Raw genomic sequence first — 19,772 nt, 5'->3', positions numbered from 1 at the left:
CCGCCGGTTCAGACGGGCAGGAACAGCGCCGGGTCCACCATCGTGCGGTTGAGCATCACGCCCCAGTGCAGGTGCGGCCCGGTCACGCGGCCGGTGGCGCCCACCGCGCCCAGGCGGTCGCCGGTCTGCAACTGGTCGCCCACCTTGGCGTCGATGGCGCTCAGGTGGGCATAGACAGTGAGCAGCCCGCCGCCATGGTCCAGCCACACGGTGCCGCCGCTGAAGAAATATTCGCCGGTGTCGATCACCCGGCCCGGCAGCGGCGCGACGATGGCCGTGCCCTTGGCTGCGGCGATGTCCATGCCGCTGTGCGGATTGCGCGGTTGCCCGTTGAACACCCGCCGCAGCCCGAACGAGCTGGACCGGGGGCCCGGCACCGGGACGTGCATGCGCAGGTCGGCCGGCTTGGGCAGCGGTGTGGAAAACGCCGCCGTCACCTGCCGCTGGTGTTCGCGCTCGCGCTCGAAGCGGGCGTTGTCCTCGGCGGAGAGGTCCACGGTGCGCGGCGCGACGCTCAGGCGCTGCTCGCGGTACTTCTTGGGCGCGATGGTGTAGGGCACCTTGCGCGCTGCATCGCCCTCGGTGGCCGAACCCCGCACCACGATCCCGGCGGCCCCCGCCTGGGCCGCCAGCGGGATGCCGACGATGGCCGTCCACTCGATCGCATCGCCCAGCACGAGCACCGGCACGTCGCCCGCGCCTTCGTCCACGTGCGCCACCGGCCGCGTGGCTGCCGGCCCCAGCGACAGGCGCGCCACGCCGCCGGGCACTTGCGATGCGCGGGGCCAGACGGATGGGGAGGGCGCTGGCGAAGGCGCGCTGGCCCGGGGCTTGGCCGCTTGGACGGGGCCCTGCCAGGCCAGCAGGCCCAGCGTGGCCACGAGGGCGGTGCGCCGGCTGGCCTGCAGAGAAAGGGAGGGGGGAGTGCGGTGGTCTGCCATGGCGCGGGCGAAGGGAAGAGGGGATGCCGGCAGTTTAGCGACGGCGCCTGCGCCCGCGCCCCCCAAGCCCTGGCATGTGCGGACGGCTCCGGAGATACCCTGCCTTGGCCACGCCAGGGCCGCCGGGCGGCGCCGGCCCCGGTACGATGGCCTGCATGCGCCGCGCATGCCCGCTTCCGCCCTGCCATTCGGTTGCCGCGGGCCCTTGGCCGGGTCTGCTGGCACCGCCGTCAACGGCGCAGGCGCTGCCCTCCGGCCTTCGCCCCTTCAGCTCCTGAATTGCTGCGCCATGCCGTCTGCCGCCCGCCCCCATTCCCCGCCGCCCGGCGGATCGCCAGCGCGCCGCGCGGCCGATGGCGTCCTGCCGCCACCCCCGGGCCTGCGGGGCCGCATCGACCGGGCGCTGTTCGGCCAGAGCAAGCAGGTGCGCATCCGCATGTCGCAGTGCCTGCTGGCGTTCGGCCTGCTGTGCCTGATCGCCCTGGTGCAGCAGGCCGAGGTGATGCTGGGGCTGGTGGACGCCAGGCAGGCCTATCCGCTGACCGCCTTCGCGCTGGGCACCAGCTTCGTCTGCTGCGTGCTCGTGCGCAGCGGCCAGGGCCGGCGGCTCGCGCCGCACGATCCGTCGCTCTCCATGCTGCAGTCGGTGCTGGCGGCCACAGCGCTCGGCTGGGCCTATGCCATCACCGGGCCGGCGCGCGGTGCACTGCTGGGCCTGCTGGCACCGCTGTTCCTGCTGGGCGGCATGTTCCAGTTGCGGGCCGGGCAGACGCGCGTGCTCATGGCGTATTGGCTGGTGCTCGTGACCGGGGTCATCCTGTGGCGCACGTCGGGCGATCCGCCGCGCTACGACCCGCGCGTGGAGGTCATCCACTGGGCCTTCTCGCTCATCGTGGTGACGGCGGTGGCCGCGCTGGCCATCCGCATCGGCCGCCTGCGCAGCCGCCTGGCCCGGCAGAAGGCCACCCTCACCGAGGCGCTCGAGCTGAGCCGCAAGCTCGCAGAGCACGATGCGCTGACCGGCCTGCTGAACCGGCGCGCCATGGGCGACCTGCTCACCCTGCACTGGACGGTGGGCGCCGCGGTGCAGCCGCAGGACGGCCGGCCGGGCGAGCCCGCCACGGCGCCGATGGCCATGGCCATGATGGACATTGACCACTTCAAGCAGGTGAACGACACGCACGGGCATGCGGTGGGCGACGCCGTGCTGCAGCGCTTCGCCGAGATCGCCCAGGCCGGCGTGCGCGGGCGCGACGTGCTCTCGCGCTGGGGCGGGGAAGAGTTCCTGCTGCTCATGCCCGGTACCGGCCAGAGCGGTGCGATGCGCGTGCTGGAGCGGCTGCGCGGCCAGATGGAGCGCGGCGGCTTCGAGGCGCTGGCCCCGGGCCTGGCGGTGACGTTCTCCGCCGGCGTGGCCAAACGCGTGCCCGGCGAGCCCCACGCCGCCACCGTGGAGCGGGCCGACAAGGCGCTCTACCGCGCCAAGCACAACGGCCGCAACCGCTTCGAAGCCGGCTGACCGCCGCAGGCCGGCGGCACGCACGCCCCCGCGCAGTGCGCTGCCACGGCCCCCGTGCGCTGGCAGACTTGGAGGCGTGGGCTTACAAGCGCGCACCCGGCGCCCACCCACAATCGCGCACATGAAAAAAACAGGCCGCACCCTGCTCACCGTAGCACTCACCTTCGTGGCCACCACCGCCATCGTGCTGTTCGCACTGAACTTCACCGCCGGCGAGAAGAAAGTGCAGCACCAGATCCCGCGCCTGTACACCACCGCCCAGCCCCAGTACGAACGCGCCATGGGCAGCCTGCTGGGCCCGGGCATCACCAGCGGCAACGAGGTGGTGGAACTGCTCAACGGCGACCAGATCTTTCCGCCCATGCTGGCCGCCATCCGGGCCGCGCAGAAGAGCGTCACCTTCGAAACCTACATCTACTGGTCCGGCGACATCGGCAAGCAATTCGCCGATGCCCTGAGCGAGCGCGCCCGTGCCGGCGTGAAGGTGCATGTGCTGCTGGACTGGGTGGGCAGCTCCAAGATGGACGAGAGCTACTTCACCGAGATGAAGGCGGCTGGCGTGGAGATCGAGAAATTCCACAAGCCCCACTGGTACAACCTGGCCCGCCTGAACAACCGCACGCACCGCAAGCTGCTCGTCACCGACGGACTGGTGGGCTTCACCGGTGGCGTGGGCATCGCGCCGGCATGGACCGGCAACGCGCAGGACCCCGACCACTGGCGCGATTCGCACTACCAGGTCAAGGGCCCGGCGGTCGCGCAGATGCAGGCCACCTTCCTGGACAACTGGCTCAAGGTCACGGGCAAGGTGATGCACGGCGAAGCGTACTTTCCCGCCATTGCCCAGAGCGGCACGCAGAAGGCGCAGATGTTCTCCAGCTCGCCCTCCAGCGGCAGCGAGAGCATGCAGCTCATGTACCACCTGGCCATCACCTCGTCCGAGCGCAGCCTCGACCTGTCGGTGGCGTACTTCGTGCCTGACGACCTGACCCGGCAGCTGATGCTGGACGCCCTGGCGCGCGGCGTGCGCATCCGGCTCATCACGCCCGGCGAGCACACCGATACCGAAACCGTTAAGGCCGCCTCCCGCGCCACCTGGGGCGAACTGCTGCAGGCCGGCGCCGAGATCTACGAGTACGAGCCCACCATGTACCACTGCAAGGTCATGATCGTGGACCAACTCATGGTGTCGGTGGGCTCCACCAACTTCGACAACCGCTCGTTCCGGCTGAACGACGAGGCCAACCTGAACGTGTACGACGCCCCTTTTGCCCAACGGCAGACGGTGGTGTTCGAGGACGACCTGAAGCGGTCGCGGCGGGTGACCCATCAGGACTGGCTGGACCGGCCGATGAAGGAGAAGCTGGCCGAGCGGATGGCGAGTTTGCTGGAGACACAGCTGTAGGTTGCATGACACCGCTGCAAAACGGCTTTCCTCGGGCGTTGCATCTTGGGCTTTGAGTACACTGCGTGACAATAAAGCAAGTTGCAAAGGAGAGGTTTCATGAATGACGTGTATGACAGAACTGCGCTCGATGGATCGATTTCTCAACTGGAATCCGTCACCGCCAATTTTGCCCAGCGTTTCATTCAAGACGGAAAAGTGCGGAAGAGTTACATCGAGCAAACCCGCCAGTTGGCACAGGAGTATCGGGCCCGGGTGGCATCAGGAGCACTCTCGGCCGACGATGCGGCCCGGCAGGTTCAATCCATTCGTAACGACATTCTTGAAGCCCAGCGACTGCGATCCACCGATATCGGCCGCGCCAGAGCGATCAATTTGAAGAAGGTGGGCCTGAGCTTGGCCGACCTGACCGAAAAGTACGCCAGAGACAAATTCGGAAAGCCGTTCACCTCACTGGCGTCCAATCAACAGAACCTCGTGTATCTCGAAATCATCGACAGCGCAGGGCGCCAGCGGCCGTCCGTCAATGCGGCAGCCATGCGTTACACCGCATTGGGTAGGGCATTGGTGTTTGTCTCGGTCGGTGCCGCTATCTACAACATCGCGTCGGCCGAAGACAAAGGCAAGGCCGTTGCGCGCGAAGGGGTGGTGATCGGCGGCGGATTTGCTGCTGGGGCCGCTGGCGGTGCGCTCGCTGGGCTGGCGTGCGGCCCCGGTGCGCCCGTCTGCGTTACGGTGGGCGTGTTCGTTGGCGGCGCCTTGGGCGCGCTGGGTGCCGATCTTTCGTTCGGGTGGATTTTCTAATGACGCTCCGAACGTCAAAGGCTTTCCAGGTGGAGCATCGCCGCCTGGCTGAAAAAGAAGCGCCGACCCTCGTGTTGAGGCATGTGCGGAGTGCAAACAAGGTCGAGCTGCACGGCGGGGTTCTGGAGGCGCAATTCGAAGACGAACGTGGATATCTGGTTATCTCGACGGAAGGCAATCCGCAGGAAGAGGCGCTTTTCATCCATTGGTTGAACCCTGCGCTGCAGATCAAGGATTCGCTGGAAATCTCTGCCGACTACACCCCGGGCATCTTTAAAAACCCGCAGATCGCACCAGAAGCGCAGGCCGTCGGTTTTTCTTTTTTTGACGATGGAAAGCGCTGGTTGGTGACCGTTCTCCAAACGCCTCGGTGGCTGAGGCACGAATACCCCGTCAAGCGCAAAACGCCGTTCTGGAACCGTTCTTGGCTGATGGTGCGAAACGGGCTCGACGATCAATCCTTGGGGGATTTCTCCTCCCGTTGAAGAGGCCGGTGCAAGCCGGCGAGGCGAGTTTACTGAGCCGGCGGCGTCGCCTGAATGAACGCCTCCACATCGTCCACCACCGGCGCGACCCAGCGCAGCGGCCACGCGAATGCGCCGACGAGCGTGGTGTGGCTGGCCCGGGGATACGACTTCAGCGTGACCTGCACGCCAGCGGCCTGCAGCTTCTGCGCCATCTGCTGGGTGCTGCGCTCCGGGCTCACGAGCCGGTCGTTGACCGGGGCCGCCAGGAAGGTGCGCGGCGCACCGGGGTGTGCGAACTCGATGGGCTGGGCCTTGGGCGGGTAGTTCGGGTGAAAAAACACCGGCTGCGCTTGCGGGTTGTCGGTGGGAAAGAAGTCGTACGGCCCCGCCAGGCCGATCCAGCCGGCAAGCTCGTTCGGCGTGTGGCCCGTGGGCTGCAGCCAGCGCGGGTCCAGCGCCAGCATCGCCGCGTTGTAGCCGCCGGCACTGTGGCCCATGGCGAACACCCGTTTCGGGTCGCCGCCCCACTGCGCCGCATGGTCCAGGCCATAGGCCACGGCCAATGCGCTGTCGTGCAGGAATTCGGGGTAGCGCACCTCGGGATAGAGGCGGTAGTCGGCCACCATCGTCAGCACGCCGCGTGCCGCTAGCGCTTCGCCCAGGAACAGGTAGTCGCCGCGCTCGCCGCTGTTCCAGGAGCCGCCGTAGAAGAACACCGCGACCGGCCAGCCGGCTGCTGGTGCCGTCGTTTTCGGCCGGTAGATGTCCAGTTGCTGGCGCGGCAGCGTGCCGTAGGCCACACCGGCCTGGACGGTGTGGCTGTCCTTGGCCGTGAGCGCATTGAGCGTGCCGACCGCGGAGCAGCCGGTCAGCCACGCGGCCAAGGCCAGGATGCCGGTGACTTGCCATGCCGCGCGGGCCCATGAACGGTGAGGGTGTTTCAATCGCGCCTCCAAGTGGGTGGTCCGGCGATCGGGCCGGGACACAGGCGACAGGCCGGTGCCGGGCGGATTATGGTTGGCGCGCCAGCGCCGTGGCCGTCAGAGATGACGCCGCCATGGAGCGGGTGTCACTGCCGAAATCGCGATGCTTTCGAACCGGCCTTGCCCGCGGATGTCAGGCGGCGGCCGGGAGCGCTGGTACCCGCTGCGCACGGTAGCTGGCCGTGCCGGACGCCCAGGCCACCAGACGGTCGATGTTGGGGTGCTTGCCGGGGTGGGCGTGTGCATCGGCCGTGTGCTCTGCGTACCATTCCAGGCCCAGGCTGGCCGCTGCGGGCGTGATGGTGCCGCCGTACAAGGTGGACAACGCGTTGTAGACGGCCAGGGAGCCCGCTTGTCCGGCTTGTTTTCCAGCGTGGCGATGACCTGTCCGTCCGGGTCCAGCAGGTGCAGGGCAGAGAGGTCGGCAACGGAAGGGAGTTATTGAAGGCGCGAGGAAAAGTTCATTCTCGAAATCGGGAGTGCGATGCGCCCCTGGCGCTGGATGGCCAGGGGCTGCCATCGTTGGATAGATGGACAGGCCCGCGACGGCGATGGCCGCCGTTGTCCGGGCCGGCTGTTGCGTTGGCTTACTTGCCCCAGGAGTCCTTCAGACCCACGGCCAGGTTGAACACCGGCTTGCCAGCCGCGTGGTCCTTGCTGTCCGCCACGAAGTACCCGTGCCGCTCGAACTGGAACTGGTCGCCCGGTCGGGCGTTGGCCAGCGAGGGCTCCACGATGGCCGTCACGACCTTCAGGCTGTCCGGGTTCAGCAGCGTGAGGAAGTCTTTCCCGCCGGCATCGGGCTGCGCATCGGTGAACAGCCGGTCGTACATGCGCACCTCTGCCTTCACGCCATCGGCCACGCCCACCCAGGTGATGGCGGCCTTCACCTTCACGGTGTCGGCGCCGGGGGTGCCGCTCTTGGTGTCGGGCACCACGGTGGCCAGCACTTCGGTGATGCGGCCGTCGGCGTCCTTGTTGCAGCCCGTGCATTCGATCACGTAGCCGCCCTTGAGGCGCACCTTGTTGCCGGGGAACAGGCGCTTGTAGCCCTTGGGGGGCACTTCCTCGAAGTCTTCGCGCTCGATCCACACCGCCTTGCCGATCGTGAAATGGCGCAGGGGCGATTCGGTGCCTTCGGGCGGGTGGGGCAGGGCGGGCAGGCTGCAGGGCTCCAGGTGGCCGACGCCCATCACCTCATCCCAGTTGGTCAGCACCAGCTTGACGGGGTTGAGCACCGCCATGCCGCGGTGGGCCTTGGCTTCCAGGTCTTCGCGCAGGCAGCCTTCCAGCGTGCTGTAGTCGATCCAGCTGTAGTCCTTGGTCACGCCGATGCGTTCGCAGAACAGGCGGATCGATTCGGGCGTGTAGCCGCGGCGGCGCAGGCCGACGATGGTGGGCATGCGGGGATCGTCCCAACCGGTCACGATGCCGTTGTCCACCAGGTGCTTGAGCTTGCGCTTGCTGGTGACCACGTAGGTGAGGTTCAGGCGCGCGAACTCGTACTGGCGCGGCTGCGGCGCGGCGATGAGGCCGCCTTCCACCAGGCGGTCCATGAGCCAGTCGTAGAAGGGGCGCTGGTCTTCGAATTCCAGCGTGCAGATGCTGTGGGTGATGTGCTCCAGCGCGTCCTCGATGGGGTGCGCGAAGGTGTACATGGGGTAGATGCACCACTGGTTGCCGGTGTTGTGGTGCTCGGCGTGCTTGATGCGGTAGATGGCGGGGTCGCGCAGGTTGATGTTGGGCGAGGCCATGTCGATCTTCGCGCGCAGCACGGCGGCGCCGTCGGGCAGCTTGCCCTCGCGCATTTCGCGAAAGCGCGCGAGGTTCTCGGCCACGGTGCGGCTGCGGAAAGGGCTGTCCACGCCGGGCTTGCCGAAGTCGCCGCGGTTGGCGCGCATCTCGTCGGGGGTCTGCTCGTCCACGTAGGCTTTGCCGTTTTCGATCAGGTACTCAGCCGCGCGGTACATGAAGTCGAAATAGTTGCTGGCGTAGTACAGGTGGTCGGCGCCATCACCGCTGGCCTTCCAGTCGAAGCCGAGCCAATGCACGGCGTCGATGATGGCGTCCACGTACTCCTGGTCTTCCTTCTCCGGGTTGGTGTCGTCGAAGCGCAGGTGGCACACGCCGCCGTAGTCGGCGGCCAGGCCGAAATTCAGGCAGATGCTCTTGGCATGGCCGACGTGCAGGTATCCGTTGGGTTCGGGAGGGAAACGCGTGCGGATCTTCGCCGGGTCGGGCTGCCCGCCGGCATGGTGGGCCGCATCGCCGGGCGTGCCGCCCCAGCGCGCCTGGGCATGCGTGCCCTTGGCGAGATCGCTCTCGATGATCTGGCGAAGAAAATTGCTGGGCTTGGCCGCGGCGTTGGAGGAGGGGTCGAGGGGGGCTGGGGAACTCATGGCGGCATTCTAGGCGGCGGTGCCGGGGGCGTTACCGGGTGAAACACAGCGCGCTACGTCCAGAAACAACATTGCAGGGGGTTTGTGCCATCCTTTCGGACATGTGATGCGTTGAGCATCCACGGGCGTTCCGCGATGGCGGGGCTCCCATCCAAAGGAGATTTCCATGACGAACAGCCGCTCTCTCTCAGCCATGGCCGCCACCGCCGGCCTGGCGCTCGCCCTCCTGGCGGGCACCGGTGCCGCCCAGGCACGCGATATTTCCTGGTCTGTGGGCATCGGGTCGCCCGGCGTGGCGGTCGGTGTCGGGGGCGGCGGCTACCCCGTCGTGGTGGCGCCGCCGGCCTACTACCCGCCCCCCCGTCCCGTCTATTACGGCCCGCCCCCGGTGGTCTATGCCCCCCCTCCCGTCTACTACCCGCCGCCACGGCCGGTGTACTACGCGCCCCCGCCTCCAGTGGTGGTCACCCCCTACGGGTACTACGGCGGCGGTCGCCACTGGCACGGACGGGACCGGGGCTACTACTACGGTCGCTGAAACCCATCGCTGTCCCCCTGGCTGCCCATGCAGCCCCCACGGCCCCTCGGGGCCGTTTTCTTTGGGAGCGCCACGCATAATTCGCCCTGTTCGCGTTCGCCGACTGGCGGCGACGCCTTGCCTGGAGTGCTGGCCCTGTGAAAACCGTCTTTGTCCTCAACGGACCCAATCTGAACCTGCTCGGCACGCGCGAGCCCTCGGTGTACGGCGTGCACACGCTGGCCGATGTGGAGCGGCTGTGCGCCCAGGCGTGCGAGCGCCATGGGTTTGCGCTGCAGTTCCGCCAGAGCAACCACGAGGGCGACCTGGTGGACTGGATCCATGAGGCCGGCCGCCTTCACGGCGCGGGCGAGCTGGCCGGCGTGGTGCTGAATGCCGCCGCCTACACCCACACCAGCGTGGCACTGCTGGATGCCGTCAAGGGCACGGGCGTGCCGCTGGTGGAGTTGCACATCAGCAACGTGCATGCCCGCGAAGCCTTCCGCCACCATTCCTATCTGTCCGGCGTGGCGCGCGCGGTGATGTGCGGGTTCGGCGTGCAGGGCTATCCGCTGGCCATCGACGGCCTGGCGGGATGGTGACGGTGCCCTCTGCCCCAGCGGCCCACCCCGGACCTGCCGGGGCTGCGGCGCCCGATGGCACCCCGCCCGAAGTGCGGCGCCTGCAGGCGCTGGCCGCGCGGCACACCACGCCTTGCGGCGACGGCGATCTGGTGTGGCACGCCTGGGGCCCGGCCGTGCCGGAGCAGCTGCCTCTGGTGCTGCTGCACGGCGGCAGCGGCAGCTGGACCCACTGGGTGCGCAACATCGAAGACCTGGTCGCGGCGGGCCACCAGGTCTGGGTGCCGGATCTGCCCGGTTTCGGGGAGTCCGGTCTGCCCCCGGCCGGCGCCGATGCCGACGCGCTGGTCGAGCCGCTGTGCGAGGGCATGCGCGCGCTGTGGGGGCCGCAGCCCTGCGATCTGGTGGGGTTCTCTTTCGGCGGCATGGTGGCGGGCCTGCTGCTGGCCGACCACCCCGAGCTGGCCCGGCAACTGGTCATCGTTGGGGCGCCGGCCATGGGCGTGGTGCCGCACCGCCAGTTCGAACTGAAAGGCTGGCGGCACCTGCCCGCGGACCAGCAGCCGCAGGTGCACCGCCACAACCTCGCCGTGCTGATGCTGCAGGATCCGGCGCTCATCGAAGGGCTGGCGCTGGGCCTGCACGTGGCCAATGCGGTGCGCGACCGCATGCCGCGCCGCCGGCTGGCGCACACCGACATCCTGGCGCGCTCGCTGCCCCGGGTGACCTGCCCGGTGCATGCCATCTATGGCCGCAACGATGCGCTCTACAAGCGCTGGATCGTGGAACTCGAGGCGGCGTTTCGGGCCGTGGTGCCGGACTTCCGTGGCCTGGACTTCATCCCCGAGGCCGGCCACTGGGTGCAGTTCGAGCAGCCCCGGCCTTTCATGTCCGCGTTGCTGGCCGCGCTGGCGGACGGGGCACAGCCGGCTGCCGCATCCCTGGCGGCCGGCCGATGACCGCGCCGCCGGCGGCCTTCGTGCCCCAGGTGGACGAGCGTGAGGTGGAGATCACCGCCATGCGGGCGCAGGGCGCTGGCGGGCAGAACGTCAACAAGGTGTCGAGCGCGGTGCACCTGCGCTTCGACATCGCGGCGTCTTCGTTGCCCGACGGCGTGAAGGAGCGCCTGCTCGCCCTGCGCGACAGCCGGATCACGCAGGAGGGCGTGCTGGTCATCAAGGCCCAGCAGTACCGCAGCCAGGAAGCCAACCGCCTCGACGGACTCCAGCGCCTGCAGGCCCTGGTGGCCAGCGTGGCGCAGCCGCCGCGCACCCGCCGGGCCACTAAGCCGACCTACGGCTCCAAGCAGCGGCGCCTGGAATCCAAGAGCGTGCGCTCGGGCATCAAGGCGCTGCGCGGCCCGGTGCGCGATTGAACGCGGGGCCGCCGCGGCAAGCGGTTAGCTGGCCCGTGATGGCACAACGCTGAGGCGATCGCCGCAGGGGTTGGAACCGCCGCCACCGACCCCATCTGTCGGCAACCGAGGAATCTTCATGTCCGATCTGGAACGGGCCCGCGCACCCACCGACAGCGGCAGGAATGCCGAACTCCCCGCGCTGTATCTCTCCCATGGCGCCCCGCTGTTCGCGGTGGATGCCGGCGAAACCGGCCCGGCCCTCACCCGCTGGGGCCAGGAGGTGCAGGCGCGCTTTCCGCACCTTCGCGGGGTGGTGGTCATGTCGCCACACTGGATGCCGCGATCGCCGAAAGTGATGACCGGGCCGCAGCCCGCCACGTGGCACGACTTCGGCGGATTTCCGCCGGCCCTGTATGCCTTGCGCTACCCGGCCGCAGGCGCCCCGGCCCTGGCTGAAACGGTGCTGGCGCGCCTGCGTTCGGCCGGCATCGCGGCCGAAGGCGATGCGGAGCGGCCCTTCGACCATGGCGCCTGGGTGCCGCTGATGCACCTGTTCCCTGATGCTCACTTTCCCGTGGTGCAGGTGGCGCTGCCGTCCACCGCCGGCCCAGCCGAGGTCTACGCCATGGGCGCCGCGTTGCAGGGCCTGCGCAGCGAAGGCGTGCTGGTGGTGGGCTCCGGCAGCATGACGCACAACCTGGCCGAGTTCTTCGGCGGCGCCAACGAGCCCTTGCCCTATGTGTCCGAATTCAGCCGCTGGATCGAAGACGCCGTGCAGCGGCGCGACTGGCCCGCGCTGCTGGACTACCGGCGGCAGGCCCCACATGCCGAGCGCGCCCACCCCAGCGAAGACCATTTCCTGCCCTTGTTTTTCGCCCTGGGCGCCGCCGGCCCCGAGGCGCAGGCGCACTACCTGAGCCGGGAGGTCCGCTATGGCGCTCTGGCCATGGACGCCTTCGCCCTGCAGTCCGCGGCATGAACTCCCCGGCCCCCGTTCCACTCCAACCCCGATTCGCAACCCTTCATCCCTGCCTTGAACGCCTTTTCAGGGCACCCATCGATGCTTGATCTGCCGCTTCCCTTCCTGAACCGCCCCGCCGCGTCCCATACCCCCTCTCCCTGGCTGCTCGTCCTCATGCACGGCGTGGGCAGCAACGAGGGCGACCTGTTCGGCCTGGCCCCCTACGTTCCCCCGCATTTCCATGTCGTGAGCCTGCGCGCGCCACATGCCATGGGGCCGGGCTCCCATGCGTGGTTCGAATTTTCCGTGCTGCCCGATGGCAGCCGTTCCATCCACGAGCCGCAGGAGGCGGCCAGCCGCTCGCTGGTGGCGCTCACGGTCGAGGCCGCTGCGCTGCAGTTGGGTGTGCCGTCCGAGCGGGTAGTGGTGGGCGGTTTCAGCCAAGGCGGCATCATGGCCTTGTCCCTGCTGTTCACCCGGCCGGAACTGCTGCACGCCGCCATGGTGTGGCACAGCCGGCTGCTGCCCCAGGCGATGCCGTTCGCCGCCGCGGCCGAGAGCCTGCACGGCAAGCCGCTCTGGGTGAGCCATGGCGTGCAGGACAACGTGATTCCCCTGGCCCAGGCCCACGCCATCCGCGACCATGCCCGGGGGCTGTCGCTGGACCTGACCTACCGCGAATACCCCGGCGCGCACGAGATCCGGCAGGCCGAACTGACCGATGCCATGGGATGGCTGGGCGGCCTGCAGCACCCGCAGCCGCAGGCCGCGCGCTGAGCGGCTGACCGACGGGCCCCGTACGGGCCGACCGTTCCTTGCGTGGACCCCGGCCGGCTTCCACCAGCCACCGCGCAGTGCAAGCCTTGCCCATGCCATCGGTGACCGGACCCGTCACACGGCGTTACGGCCCGGTGGAGTGCATCGCTTCCAATCGATGGGCGGCCGCGGGGCATCTTGTCTTTCTACCGCGGCTTTCCCGAAACCCAAGAAAAGGAGGCATTCATGCCTGAACGTGACACGGTGGAGTTGCGGCCCGCGCAGCAGGCTTCGCGCGCCTGGATTCCATGGGTGCTGGTCGCTGGCGCGCTGGGCGCCGGCGCGGCCTGGTGGTTCTGGGGGCGCCCGGCGTCCGAGCCGGTTGCATTGCCGCCCGTGGCCAGCCAGTCCGCGTCCGAAGCCGCCGCGCCGCCCGCATCCGCGGCCTCCGGACCCCAGAACCCCATGGACACGGTGCAGCCGCCCGACACCAAACTCCCCACCCTGGCCGAATCGGACCGCCCCCTGACCGAGGCGGTCACGGGATGGGTGGGGGCGGACTCGGTCGCGGCGCTGCTGCGCATGGACGGCTTCGTGCAGCGCGCGGTCGCCACGGTGGACAACCTGTCGCGCCAGAGCGCGCCGTCCCGCCTGTGGCCCGTGCAGCCCATGCCGCAGCGGTTCCTGGTGGATGGCGAGGGCAGCGAGACGGAGACGATCGCCGCCACCAATGCGGGCCGCTACCGTGCCTTTGTCATGCTGGCCGAAGCCATTCCGCAGGACCAGGCCGTTGCGCTGTACGCCCGGCTGTACCCGCTGTTCCAGCAGGCGTACGAAGAACTGGGCTTTCCGCGCCGCTACTTCAACGACCGGCTGGTGGCCACGCTGGACAACCTGCTGCAGGCGCCCGAGCCCACCGGCCCGGTGCAGGTGCAGCTCACCAAGGTGGCCGGTGAGGTGCCCTCCACGCGCCCCTGGGTGCGCTACGAGTTCGCCGACCCGAAGCTGCAGGCCCTGTCCAGCGGCCAGAAGATCCTCGTGCGCATGGGCGTGGAGAACGAGCGGCGGATGAAAACCGTGCTGGCCGAGCTGCGCCGCCGGGTCGCGACGGGCGAGATGGCGCGCAAGCCCTGAGCGCCACGGGCGCGCCGGCCCTGCTGCGGCTGGCGCGCGCCGCGCTTCGCCGTCCCGCGAACGCGGCCCCTTCCCGCGGTTTCACTTCTGCGGTTTCATTTCTGATCTTTCACTTCGAGGAGCTTCCCACCATGTTCGTTGCCATGAACCGATTCCGCATCGCCCCCGGCCGTGAGGAGGAGTTCGTCGAGATCTGGCGCCAGCGCGACAGCCATCTGGCGCAGGTGCCGGGCTTCCAGTCCTTTCACCTGCTGCGGGGCGACACGACGCCCGAGCACACGCTGTTCGCATCGCACACCGTCTGGGCGTCGCGCGCGGATTTCGAGGCGTGGACCCGCTCCGACGCCTTCCGGGCCGCGCACGCGGGCGCGGGGCAAAAGCGCGATCTGTACCTGGGGCCGCCGCAGCTGGAACTGTTCGAATCCGCGCTGTGAGCGCCCGTGCCGGCCAGGTGGGTAATTGCTATGTAAATAATAGCAACGAGGGCAATGAAATCTAGGGCGTGAAGGGGTTTTGACTCACAATCCCCGGCGGTAGAAGGCGTCCAGCGTGGGCATCAGGTCCGGGAACTCGGCGGCGAACGTCGCCCGGTCCACGAAGTACGCCTCGCACGCCACGGCGAAGAACTCGGCCGGGGCCGTCGCGCCGTAGGCATCCAGCCAGGGCCATTCGCCGCCAAAGCGCTCGGCGATGATCACGCGCTCCCGGAAGGCGTCGTAGGCCGGCTGCCACGCCGCGCGCCAGGCCTGCCGCGCTGCCTGCGCGCCGGTGGTGCCCAGAAAGCCCGGTGGCAGGGGCGGGTAGCCGTCGGCATTGCCGTTGCGCATGTCCAGCTTGTGCACGAACTCGTGGATGACCACGCTCATGCCCCGGTCCTGGCCGCTGCCCGCGCTGTCCACGGCCGGCCAGCTCAGCATGACCGGGCCCCGGTGCATGGCCTCGCCCAGCAGCACCTCGGTGTAGTCGTGCACCACGCCGGCCTCGTCGGTGGACTGCCGGCGCGCCACGGCCTCGCCGGGGTGGACCACGATGCCCACGAAATCGTCGTACCAGTCCAGTGCCTGGGCGGGCGTGCCCCAGTGCAGCACGGGCAGGCACGCCTGGGCCGCGATGGCGACCGCCATGGCATCGGTGACCTGCAGGCCGTGCGCGCCGGTGAATTCCTTGCGCTGCAGAAAGAGGGCGCTCAGCGCCCTCAGCTTGGCCTGGTCCTGCAGCGGCAGGGCGGACAGGAACGGGTAGCGCTGCAGGGTCTGCAGCCAGAGCGGGGCGGAGATCTCCGGCACGGGGGCGACGGTCGCGCGCACGCGGTGCCAGAGTTTGTTCCAGAGAGCAGGCATGAAAGAGGGGGAGGGCCTGCTCGCGCACTCCCTGGCGGAAAAAGAGATGCCGCCTACATGGGGACGGCGGCGAGCCGTTCCAAGCCCCGGCCGGGCGACAGGCGCAGCACCTCGGCGCGCGGCGGGCGAGCGGCCGCGTCCCAGTCGCTCAGCACCACGCGCTGCAGGCCCGGGCCCACGGCGTGGATGGCGGGGCGATGCGTGTGGCCGTGGATCAGCGTGCGGGCGCCGGCGGCCTGCAGCCATTGCCGCGTGGCCGGGCCGTCCAGATCGGCGTAGGCGGCCTCGCCGGACTGCTTGCGCGCCTCGCTCTGCTCGCGGATGCCGCGCGCCTGCGCGCGCCGCACGGCCAGCGGCTGGGACAGGAACCGCTGCTGCCACTCCGTGCTGCGGGCCTGCGCACGAAAGCGCTGGTAGTCCACGTCGTCCAGGCAGAGCAGGTCGCCGTGGCTGAGCACGGTGCGTTCGCCGCCGAACTGCAGCACCGTCGGGTCGTGCAGCCCGGTCAGGCCGCAGTGGGCCAGAAAGCGCTGCCCGACCAGGAAGTCGCGGTTGCCGTGCATGAAGAACACCGGCCGCTGGCGGGCCGCCTCGCGCAGCAGGGCGCCGCATTCGGCCTCGAAGGCGCCCTCGGCGTCGTCGATGCAGTCGTCGCCCACCCACACTTCGAACAGGTCGCCCAGGATGAACACCGCGCTCGCGTCGGTGGTCCGCAGGTAGCGTCGCCAGGCGTCGAACGTGGCGGGCTCGCTGGCCTGCAGGTGCAGGTCGGAAATGAATTCGACCGTGCGCCAGTCCGAAGGAGCGGCAAGCTCCTCGAACCGGGGCACGGTCGTGGTCACGGGGCGGGCGGGGATGGGTGCGCCGCGGTCGCCGCGATTACAGGGCGACGGCCTTCTCGATGATCACGTCGTCCTTGGGCACGTCGTCATGGAAGCCCTTGCGGCCGGTCTTCACGCCCTTGATGGCATCCACCACTTCGGTGCCCTTGACCACCTTGCCGAACACGGCATAGCCCCAGCCCTGGGCGGACGGCGCGGTGTGGTTCAGGAAGCCGTTGTCGGCCACGTTGATGAAGAACTGGGCGGTGGCCGAGTGCGGATCGCTCGTGCGGGCCATGGCCACGGTGTAGTTGGCGTTCTTCAGGCCGTTGTTGGCCTCGTTCTCGATCGGGGCTTCGGTGCCCTTTTGGTTCATGCCGGGCTCGAACCCGCCGCCCTGCACCATGAAGCCGGGGATCACGCGGTGGAAGATCGTGTTGTCGTAGTGGCCCTTCTTCACGTAGGCCAGGAAGTTCTCGGTGGACTTCGGCGCCTTTTCGGCATCGAGTTCGAGGGTGATGACGCCGTGGCCGGCGATGTGCAGTTCGACTTGGGGGTTGCTCATGGGATTCCTTGGAAAGCGTTGGGGGCCGGGAGGGCCGTGGTGAAGAGGGGCCGGCGGGCTTTACTTGACCACGGTGGCGGAAGTGATGACGACGGGCGTCGTGGGCACGTTCTGGTGCATGCCCTTGTTGCCCGTGGACACGGCCTTGATCTTGTCCACCACGTCGGTGCCCGAGACCACCTTGCCGAACACGGCGTAGCCGTTGCCTTCACCGGTGGCGTTGAGCATGGCGTTGTCCTTCACGTTGATGAAGAACTGCGAGGTGGCCGAGTCCGGATTGCCGGTGCGGGCCATGGCGATGGTGTAGTTGTCGTTCTTGAGGCCGTTGTTGGCCTCCAGCGGAATCGGTGCCTTGGTGGGCTTTTGCTGCATGTCGGGCGTGAAGCCGCCGCCCTGGATCATGAAGCCGTTGATCACGCGGTGGAAGACGGTGCCGTCGTAGTGCTTGTCCTTCACATAGGACAGGAAGTTGTCCACCGTCTTCGGGGCCTTGGCGGGGTCGAGCTGGACCACGATGTCGCCCAGCGACGTGGCGAGCTTCACCTTGGGGGCCGCCGCGTCCTGCGCCTGAGCGGGTGCTACGGAAACGATAGCTGCCAGCGCCATGCCGGCCAGCGCCAGGGTCGAATTTCTTCTGGAAATCATCCAATCACTCCTTCGAAAAATATCTGCCATTGGTTGCCCTTGCGGGTCCAGTATTGGCGCTTGACGGGGCCGGTGCGGGCCCCTTCGATGACCTCGCCGAACGTTACCACCATGGTGTCGGAGGCATCCGTCCAGCGCAGCAGGGTCTTGTCCTTGAGCTGGATCGGCCGCCCGCGCAGCGCGCGCGTTTCCGCGCCCAGCTGCTTGGAAAACTCCTGCAGCGGCATCTTGCCGTAGCTCTGGAACGTGGGGGCGTAAAACCCCATCAGGCGCTGCAGGTCGCCCTGCGACTTGGCGGTGCGCCAGGCATCCAGCACCGCATCGAACGCCTTGCGGTCGGCCTGCACGCTATGGGGCGGTACCCATTGCAGCTGCCGTGCGATCACCACCGGTGTGGAGCGTGGCTCCACCGTGCGCAGGATGCGCTCCAGGTCCGGGTTGGCCAGGGCCAGGCACCCGTCGGTGGCCAGCGGCGCGCGCGAGAACTGGTCCGGCGGCGTGCCGTGCAGCCAGATGCCGCTGCCCGTCTTGCCGCGGCTCTGGTCCAGCGGATTGGGGTAGTTGATGGGCAGGGCGCCGGCACCATAGAAGTCCTTGAGCGTGGCCGGGTCCAGGCGGCTCGTGATGAAGTACACGCCCAGCGGCGTGCGCTGGTCGCCCTCGATGAGCTTTTCGATGCCGAGCTTGCCCACCGAGGCGTAGTAGTCGGCCACGAGCTCCAGCCCGTTGGGCGTGTTCTCGAACAGATAGAGCCGCGAGCGCGACGCATCGACCGCGATCGCGTGCCGTGAACGCAGCGACAGCTCGATGAACTGGGCGGGAATGGTGCGCGCCTGGGGGCGCACCCGCAAGGCGTCCGTGCGCTGGCGCGACTCCGCGCGCAGCTCGGCCAGCACGTCGGCGGCTTCCTGGGGTGGCGGGGCATCGCCCTGGCCGGCCGGTACGTCGCCCATCTGCCGCAGGGGGCGCGTGCGGGCCGACAGCAGGTCGCCCAGCGCCAGTTGCGCGAGCTGGAAGTTGGGGTGGTCGCGCACCAGGCTCTCGGCCTTGGCCAGGGCTTCCCGGCCCTTGCCTTCGCCGGTGAGGCGGTAGACCTCCATGAGGCGCTTTTCCGCCTGCCCATCGGCCAGCGGGGCGATGCGCACGGGCGCCGTGCGCGCGTTCTTGCCGACGCCGCGCAGCTTGTCGCCCTGGGCGTGCGCGGGCCAAGCTGCCGCCAGCAGCGACAGCGCCATGCCCGCCGCAATGCCGCGGCTCCAGGGGGAACGTCCCGCAGGCATGCGAGGCTTCAAGCGGGAACGAATGCGGCGCGGTGCGCCAGCAGAGGGCAAGGGAGCATCCCGAAGGCGATGGTGGAGCGCGTCAACGAAACGATCGCCATCAACCGCCGGTGGCCTCGCGCACGATGGTCCACTGGCCGCCGGTGTTCACCAGGTCCAGGGTCTTGCGGCTGTTCACGCTGTAGCTGCCGGAGCTGTAGCCCTGGCGAAAGCGCGCCTGCGCCTTGTTGCCGTTCACGGAAATGCGCAGATCGTTCACGCTGACATTGATCTTGGCGCGGCCGACGATGCGGTCGCGGCGCTCTTTTTCCCAGGCGGCGTGGCTTTGCTTGCCGTTGGGCGTGTAGTTCTTGTCGTAGGCGCCCAGGTAGGCGTTCATGTCCTGGCTCTCCCAGGCCTTGGCCCAGGCGTGCACTGCAGCGGACACTTCCCGTTCCGCCGCGGCGGCGGCGCTGGAGGCGGTGTTGCCCGTCACTGCGGGAGCGGGGGCCGGAGCCGGGGTGGGCGCCGGTGCAGCGGCCACGGCCGGTGCGGCCGGGGTGGGTGCGGGGGCCGGCGCAGGGGTGGCAGGCGCCGGGGAGGCCGCCACGGGCGCGGGTGCCGGTGCAGGGCGGGGAGCCGCTGCTGCCACGGGTGCAGCCGCGGGCGCCTTGGCGGTGGAGGCCTTGGCCTCGGTCGAGAACAGGTCGCGGATCAGAGCCAGCTTGGGCTTGACCGAGCTTGCGTGCGTGGCATCCAGCTGCAGCGCCTTGTTGTAGGCCTGGCTGGCCAGCTTGGCGTAGATGTCGCCCAGGTTTTCATGCGCGGTGGCATAGCTGGGGTTGGTGCGGATGGCCATCTCGAGCGCGGTGCGCGCCTTGTCGAGCTGGTTCTGGTTGGCGTACAGCACGGCCAGGTTGTTGTAGGGCTCGGGCAGCTCGGGATAGTCTTCCGTGAGCTTCGTGAAGGTGGCCACCGCTTCGGTCTGCTTGCCCGAATCCGCCTGGGCCACGCCGCGCAGGAAGCGCAGTTGCGGGTCGCGGGGGTTGGCGGTGAGCCGCTGGTCGGCCTTGGCCAGGGCATCGGCCGGCTTGCCTGCCTTGAGCAACTGGGTGATCTCGGCATAGTCGTCCGCGTGTGCCAGCGGGGCACCCAACAAGGCCGACAGGGCAATCAGGCGCAGGAGATGGGCAAGGGTGCGTTGTGGATGCTTCATGGGCGGACGGGAATGGTTGGAGGTGTCAAGCCGTAACGGGGGCTTATACTGCGGCGGATTGTAGCTGAGGGGTTTGTCATGCCGGTACGCTGTTGCCGCTCC

General features: G+C 68.8%; 21 protein-coding genes and 1 pseudogene. 12 read left to right on the top strand and 10 right to left on the bottom strand.

The window, feature by feature from the left end; translation table 11 throughout:
- Window positions 1-8: 8 nt before the first annotated feature.
- Window positions 9-941 carry a M23 family metallopeptidase gene (locus AVAK2825_RS21995; protein WP_284402575.1) on the bottom strand — a complete coding sequence of 311 codons (933 nt, stop codon included), beginning with the start codon at window positions 939-941 and terminating at the stop codon, window positions 9-11.
- Between the two features lie 289 nt (window positions 942-1,230).
- On the opposite strand from AVAK2825_RS21995, the gene AVAK2825_RS21990 reads away from it, so the two are divergent.
- The 4 genes from AVAK2825_RS21990 to AVAK2825_RS21975 all read left to right on the top strand — a co-directional run bounded on the left by AVAK2825_RS21990 (window position 1,231) and on the right by AVAK2825_RS21975 (window position 5,154).
- Window positions 1,231-2,460 carry a GGDEF domain-containing protein gene (locus AVAK2825_RS21990; RefSeq protein ID WP_284402574.1) on the top strand — a complete coding sequence of 410 codons (1,230 nt, stop codon included), beginning with the start codon at window positions 1,231-1,233 and terminating at the stop codon, window positions 2,458-2,460.
- A 121-nt stretch (window positions 2,461-2,581) separates the two neighbouring features.
- Complete coding sequence (locus tag AVAK2825_RS21985; RefSeq protein WP_284402573.1) at window positions 2,582-3,865, top strand: phospholipase D-like domain-containing protein; 1,284 nt, start codon at window positions 2,582-2,584, stop codon at window positions 3,863-3,865.
- Window positions 3,866-3,964: 99 nt separating this feature from the next.
- Window positions 3,965-4,669 carry a hypothetical protein gene (locus AVAK2825_RS21980; protein ID WP_284402572.1) on the top strand — a complete coding sequence of 235 codons (705 nt, stop codon included), beginning with the start codon at window positions 3,965-3,967 and terminating at the stop codon, window positions 4,667-4,669.
- A complete protein-coding gene (locus tag AVAK2825_RS21975) occupies window positions 4,669-5,154 on the top strand; it encodes a hypothetical protein (protein ID WP_284402571.1) in 486 nt (161 codons plus the stop codon). Before AVAK2825_RS21980 ends, AVAK2825_RS21975 begins: the two co-directional genes overlap by 1 nt.
- A 29-nt stretch (window positions 5,155-5,183) precedes the next feature.
- Here the strand turns inward: AVAK2825_RS21975 and AVAK2825_RS21970 are convergent, their stop codons facing one another.
- The 3 genes and pseudogenes from AVAK2825_RS21970 to AVAK2825_RS21960 all read right to left on the bottom strand — a co-directional run bounded on the left by AVAK2825_RS21970 (window position 5,184) and on the right by AVAK2825_RS21960 (window position 8,518).
- Entirely contained in the window at window positions 5,184-6,080 is an 897-nt protein-coding gene (locus AVAK2825_RS21970; RefSeq protein ID WP_284402570.1) for an alpha/beta hydrolase, read from the bottom strand.
- Between the two features lie 172 nt (window positions 6,081-6,252).
- Window positions 6,253-6,530: pseudogene (locus tag AVAK2825_RS21965) on the bottom strand (DUF2322 family protein).
- 176 nt (window positions 6,531-6,706) lie between these two features.
- Window positions 6,707-8,518: a glutamine--tRNA ligase/YqeY domain fusion protein gene (locus AVAK2825_RS21960; protein ID WP_284402569.1), complete on the bottom strand. Its 1,812-nt coding sequence runs from the start codon at window positions 8,516-8,518 to the stop codon at window positions 6,707-6,709.
- 166 nt (window positions 8,519-8,684) lie between these two features.
- Here AVAK2825_RS21960 and AVAK2825_RS21955 point away from each other — a divergent pair, with 166 nt between their 5' ends.
- The 8 genes from AVAK2825_RS21955 (at window position 8,685) to hmuQ (ending at window position 14,258) form a co-directional block, all read left to right on the top strand.
- Window positions 8,685-9,056, top strand: a complete 372-nt coding sequence (locus AVAK2825_RS21955; RefSeq protein ID WP_284402568.1) for a hypothetical protein — start codon at window positions 8,685-8,687, stop codon at window positions 9,054-9,056.
- 137 nt (window positions 9,057-9,193) lie between these two features.
- Window positions 9,194-9,637, top strand: a complete 444-nt coding sequence (gene aroQ / locus AVAK2825_RS21950) for a type II 3-dehydroquinate dehydratase (protein ID WP_272564006.1) — start codon at window positions 9,194-9,196, stop codon at window positions 9,635-9,637.
- A 2-nt stretch (window positions 9,638-9,639) separates the two neighbouring features.
- Window positions 9,640-10,575 (top strand): alpha/beta fold hydrolase, encoded by a 936-nt coding sequence (locus AVAK2825_RS21945; protein ID WP_502870586.1) that lies wholly within the window; start codon window positions 9,640-9,642, stop codon window positions 10,573-10,575.
- Window positions 10,572-10,991, top strand: a complete 420-nt coding sequence (gene arfB, locus AVAK2825_RS21940; protein ID WP_272564004.1) for an alternative ribosome rescue aminoacyl-tRNA hydrolase ArfB — start codon at window positions 10,572-10,574, stop codon at window positions 10,989-10,991. The genes AVAK2825_RS21945 and arfB overlap by 4 nt, the downstream gene beginning before the upstream one ends.
- Window positions 10,992-11,109: 118 nt before the next feature.
- Entirely contained in the window at window positions 11,110-11,952 is an 843-nt protein-coding gene (locus AVAK2825_RS21935; RefSeq protein ID WP_284402567.1) for a DODA-type extradiol aromatic ring-opening family dioxygenase, read from the top strand.
- An 81-nt stretch (window positions 11,953-12,033) separates the two neighbouring features.
- Window positions 12,034-12,711, top strand: coding sequence for an alpha/beta hydrolase (locus AVAK2825_RS21930; RefSeq protein ID WP_284402566.1), 678 nt, complete (start codon window positions 12,034-12,036; stop codon window positions 12,709-12,711).
- Between the two features lie 225 nt (window positions 12,712-12,936).
- Window positions 12,937-13,824, top strand: coding sequence for a DUF3014 domain-containing protein (locus tag AVAK2825_RS21925; protein ID WP_284402565.1), 888 nt, complete (start codon window positions 12,937-12,939; stop codon window positions 13,822-13,824).
- Window positions 13,825-13,955: 131 nt separating this feature from the next.
- A complete protein-coding gene (gene hmuQ / locus AVAK2825_RS21920) occupies window positions 13,956-14,258 on the top strand; it encodes a heme-degrading protein HmuQ (RefSeq protein WP_272564000.1) in 303 nt (100 codons plus the stop codon).
- A gap of 84 nt (window positions 14,259-14,342) precedes the next feature.
- On the opposite strand, the gene AVAK2825_RS21915 is transcribed toward hmuQ, so the two are convergent.
- The 6 genes from AVAK2825_RS21915 to AVAK2825_RS21890 form a co-directional block, all read right to left on the bottom strand.
- The gene (locus AVAK2825_RS21915; RefSeq protein WP_284402564.1) at window positions 14,343-15,164 is read right to left on the bottom strand and encodes a M90 family metallopeptidase; all 822 of its coding nucleotides are present in this window, start codon (window positions 15,162-15,164) and stop codon (window positions 14,343-14,345) included.
- Window positions 15,165-15,217: 53 nt separating this feature from the next.
- The gene (locus tag AVAK2825_RS21910; protein WP_284402563.1) at window positions 15,218-16,006 is read right to left on the bottom strand and encodes a UDP-2,3-diacylglucosamine diphosphatase; all 789 of its coding nucleotides are present in this window, start codon (window positions 16,004-16,006) and stop codon (window positions 15,218-15,220) included.
- Window positions 16,007-16,043: 37 nt separating this feature from the next.
- A complete protein-coding gene (locus tag AVAK2825_RS21905) occupies window positions 16,044-16,550 on the bottom strand; it encodes a peptidylprolyl isomerase (RefSeq protein ID WP_284402562.1) in 507 nt (168 codons plus the stop codon).
- Window positions 16,551-16,610: 60 nt separating this feature from the next.
- A complete protein-coding gene (locus AVAK2825_RS21900; RefSeq protein ID WP_284402561.1) occupies window positions 16,611-17,195 on the bottom strand; it encodes a peptidylprolyl isomerase in 585 nt (194 codons plus the stop codon).
- Window positions 17,192-18,475 carry a L,D-transpeptidase family protein gene (locus tag AVAK2825_RS21895; RefSeq protein ID WP_284402560.1) on the bottom strand — a complete coding sequence of 428 codons (1,284 nt, stop codon included), beginning with the start codon at window positions 18,473-18,475 and terminating at the stop codon, window positions 17,192-17,194. Before AVAK2825_RS21895 ends, AVAK2825_RS21900 begins: the two co-directional genes overlap by 4 nt.
- Window positions 18,476-18,575: 100 nt before the next feature.
- The gene (locus AVAK2825_RS21890) at window positions 18,576-19,670 is read right to left on the bottom strand and encodes a L,D-transpeptidase Cds6 family protein (protein ID WP_284402559.1); all 1,095 of its coding nucleotides are present in this window, start codon (window positions 19,668-19,670) and stop codon (window positions 18,576-18,578) included.
- Window positions 19,671-19,772: the final 102 nt, after the last annotated feature.

Origin of the sequence: Acidovorax sp. SUPP2825 (assembly GCF_030158995.1) — a bacterium.
GTDB lineage: Bacteria > Pseudomonadota > Gammaproteobacteria > Burkholderiales > Burkholderiaceae_C > Paracidovorax.
This window is presented reverse-complemented; position numbering and strand designations above follow the sequence as displayed.

Excerpts from the sequence above, each read along its gene's own strand:
- AVAK2825_RS21995 (WP_284402575.1), bottom strand. The coding sequence starts at position 941 with ATGGCAGACCACCGCACTCCCCCCTCCCTTTCTCTGCAGGCCAGCCGG.
- AVAK2825_RS21990 (WP_284402574.1), top strand. The coding sequence starts at position 1,231 with ATGCCGTCTGCCGCCCGCCCCCATTCCCCGCCGCCCGGCGGATCGCCA.
- AVAK2825_RS21985 (WP_284402573.1), top strand. The coding sequence starts at position 2,582 with ATGAAAAAAACAGGCCGCACCCTGCTCACCGTAGCACTCACCTTCGTG.
- AVAK2825_RS21980 (WP_284402572.1), top strand. The coding sequence starts at position 3,965 with ATGAATGACGTGTATGACAGAACTGCGCTCGATGGATCGATTTCTCAA.
- AVAK2825_RS21975 (WP_284402571.1), top strand. The coding sequence starts at position 4,669 with ATGACGCTCCGAACGTCAAAGGCTTTCCAGGTGGAGCATCGCCGCCTG.
- AVAK2825_RS21960 (WP_284402569.1), bottom strand. The coding sequence starts at position 8,518 with ATGAGTTCCCCAGCCCCCCTCGACCCCTCCTCCAACGCCGCGGCCAAG.
- AVAK2825_RS21955 (WP_284402568.1), top strand. The coding sequence starts at position 8,685 with ATGACGAACAGCCGCTCTCTCTCAGCCATGGCCGCCACCGCCGGCCTG.
- arfB (WP_272564004.1), top strand. The coding sequence starts at position 10,572 with ATGACCGCGCCGCCGGCGGCCTTCGTGCCCCAGGTGGACGAGCGTGAG.
- AVAK2825_RS21935 (WP_284402567.1), top strand. The coding sequence starts at position 11,110 with ATGTCCGATCTGGAACGGGCCCGCGCACCCACCGACAGCGGCAGGAAT.
- AVAK2825_RS21930 (WP_284402566.1), top strand. The coding sequence starts at position 12,034 with ATGCTTGATCTGCCGCTTCCCTTCCTGAACCGCCCCGCCGCGTCCCAT.
- AVAK2825_RS21925 (WP_284402565.1), top strand. The coding sequence starts at position 12,937 with ATGCCTGAACGTGACACGGTGGAGTTGCGGCCCGCGCAGCAGGCTTCG.
- hmuQ (WP_272564000.1), top strand. The coding sequence starts at position 13,956 with ATGTTCGTTGCCATGAACCGATTCCGCATCGCCCCCGGCCGTGAGGAG.
- AVAK2825_RS21915 (WP_284402564.1), bottom strand. The coding sequence starts at position 15,164 with ATGCCTGCTCTCTGGAACAAACTCTGGCACCGCGTGCGCGCGACCGTC.
- AVAK2825_RS21905 (WP_284402562.1), bottom strand. The coding sequence starts at position 16,550 with ATGAGCAACCCCCAAGTCGAACTGCACATCGCCGGCCACGGCGTCATC.
- AVAK2825_RS21900 (WP_284402561.1), bottom strand. The coding sequence starts at position 17,195 with ATGATTTCCAGAAGAAATTCGACCCTGGCGCTGGCCGGCATGGCGCTG.
- AVAK2825_RS21895 (WP_284402560.1), bottom strand. The coding sequence starts at position 18,475 with ATGCCTGCGGGACGTTCCCCCTGGAGCCGCGGCATTGCGGCGGGCATG.
- AVAK2825_RS21890 (WP_284402559.1), bottom strand. The coding sequence starts at position 19,670 with ATGAAGCATCCACAACGCACCCTTGCCCATCTCCTGCGCCTGATTGCC.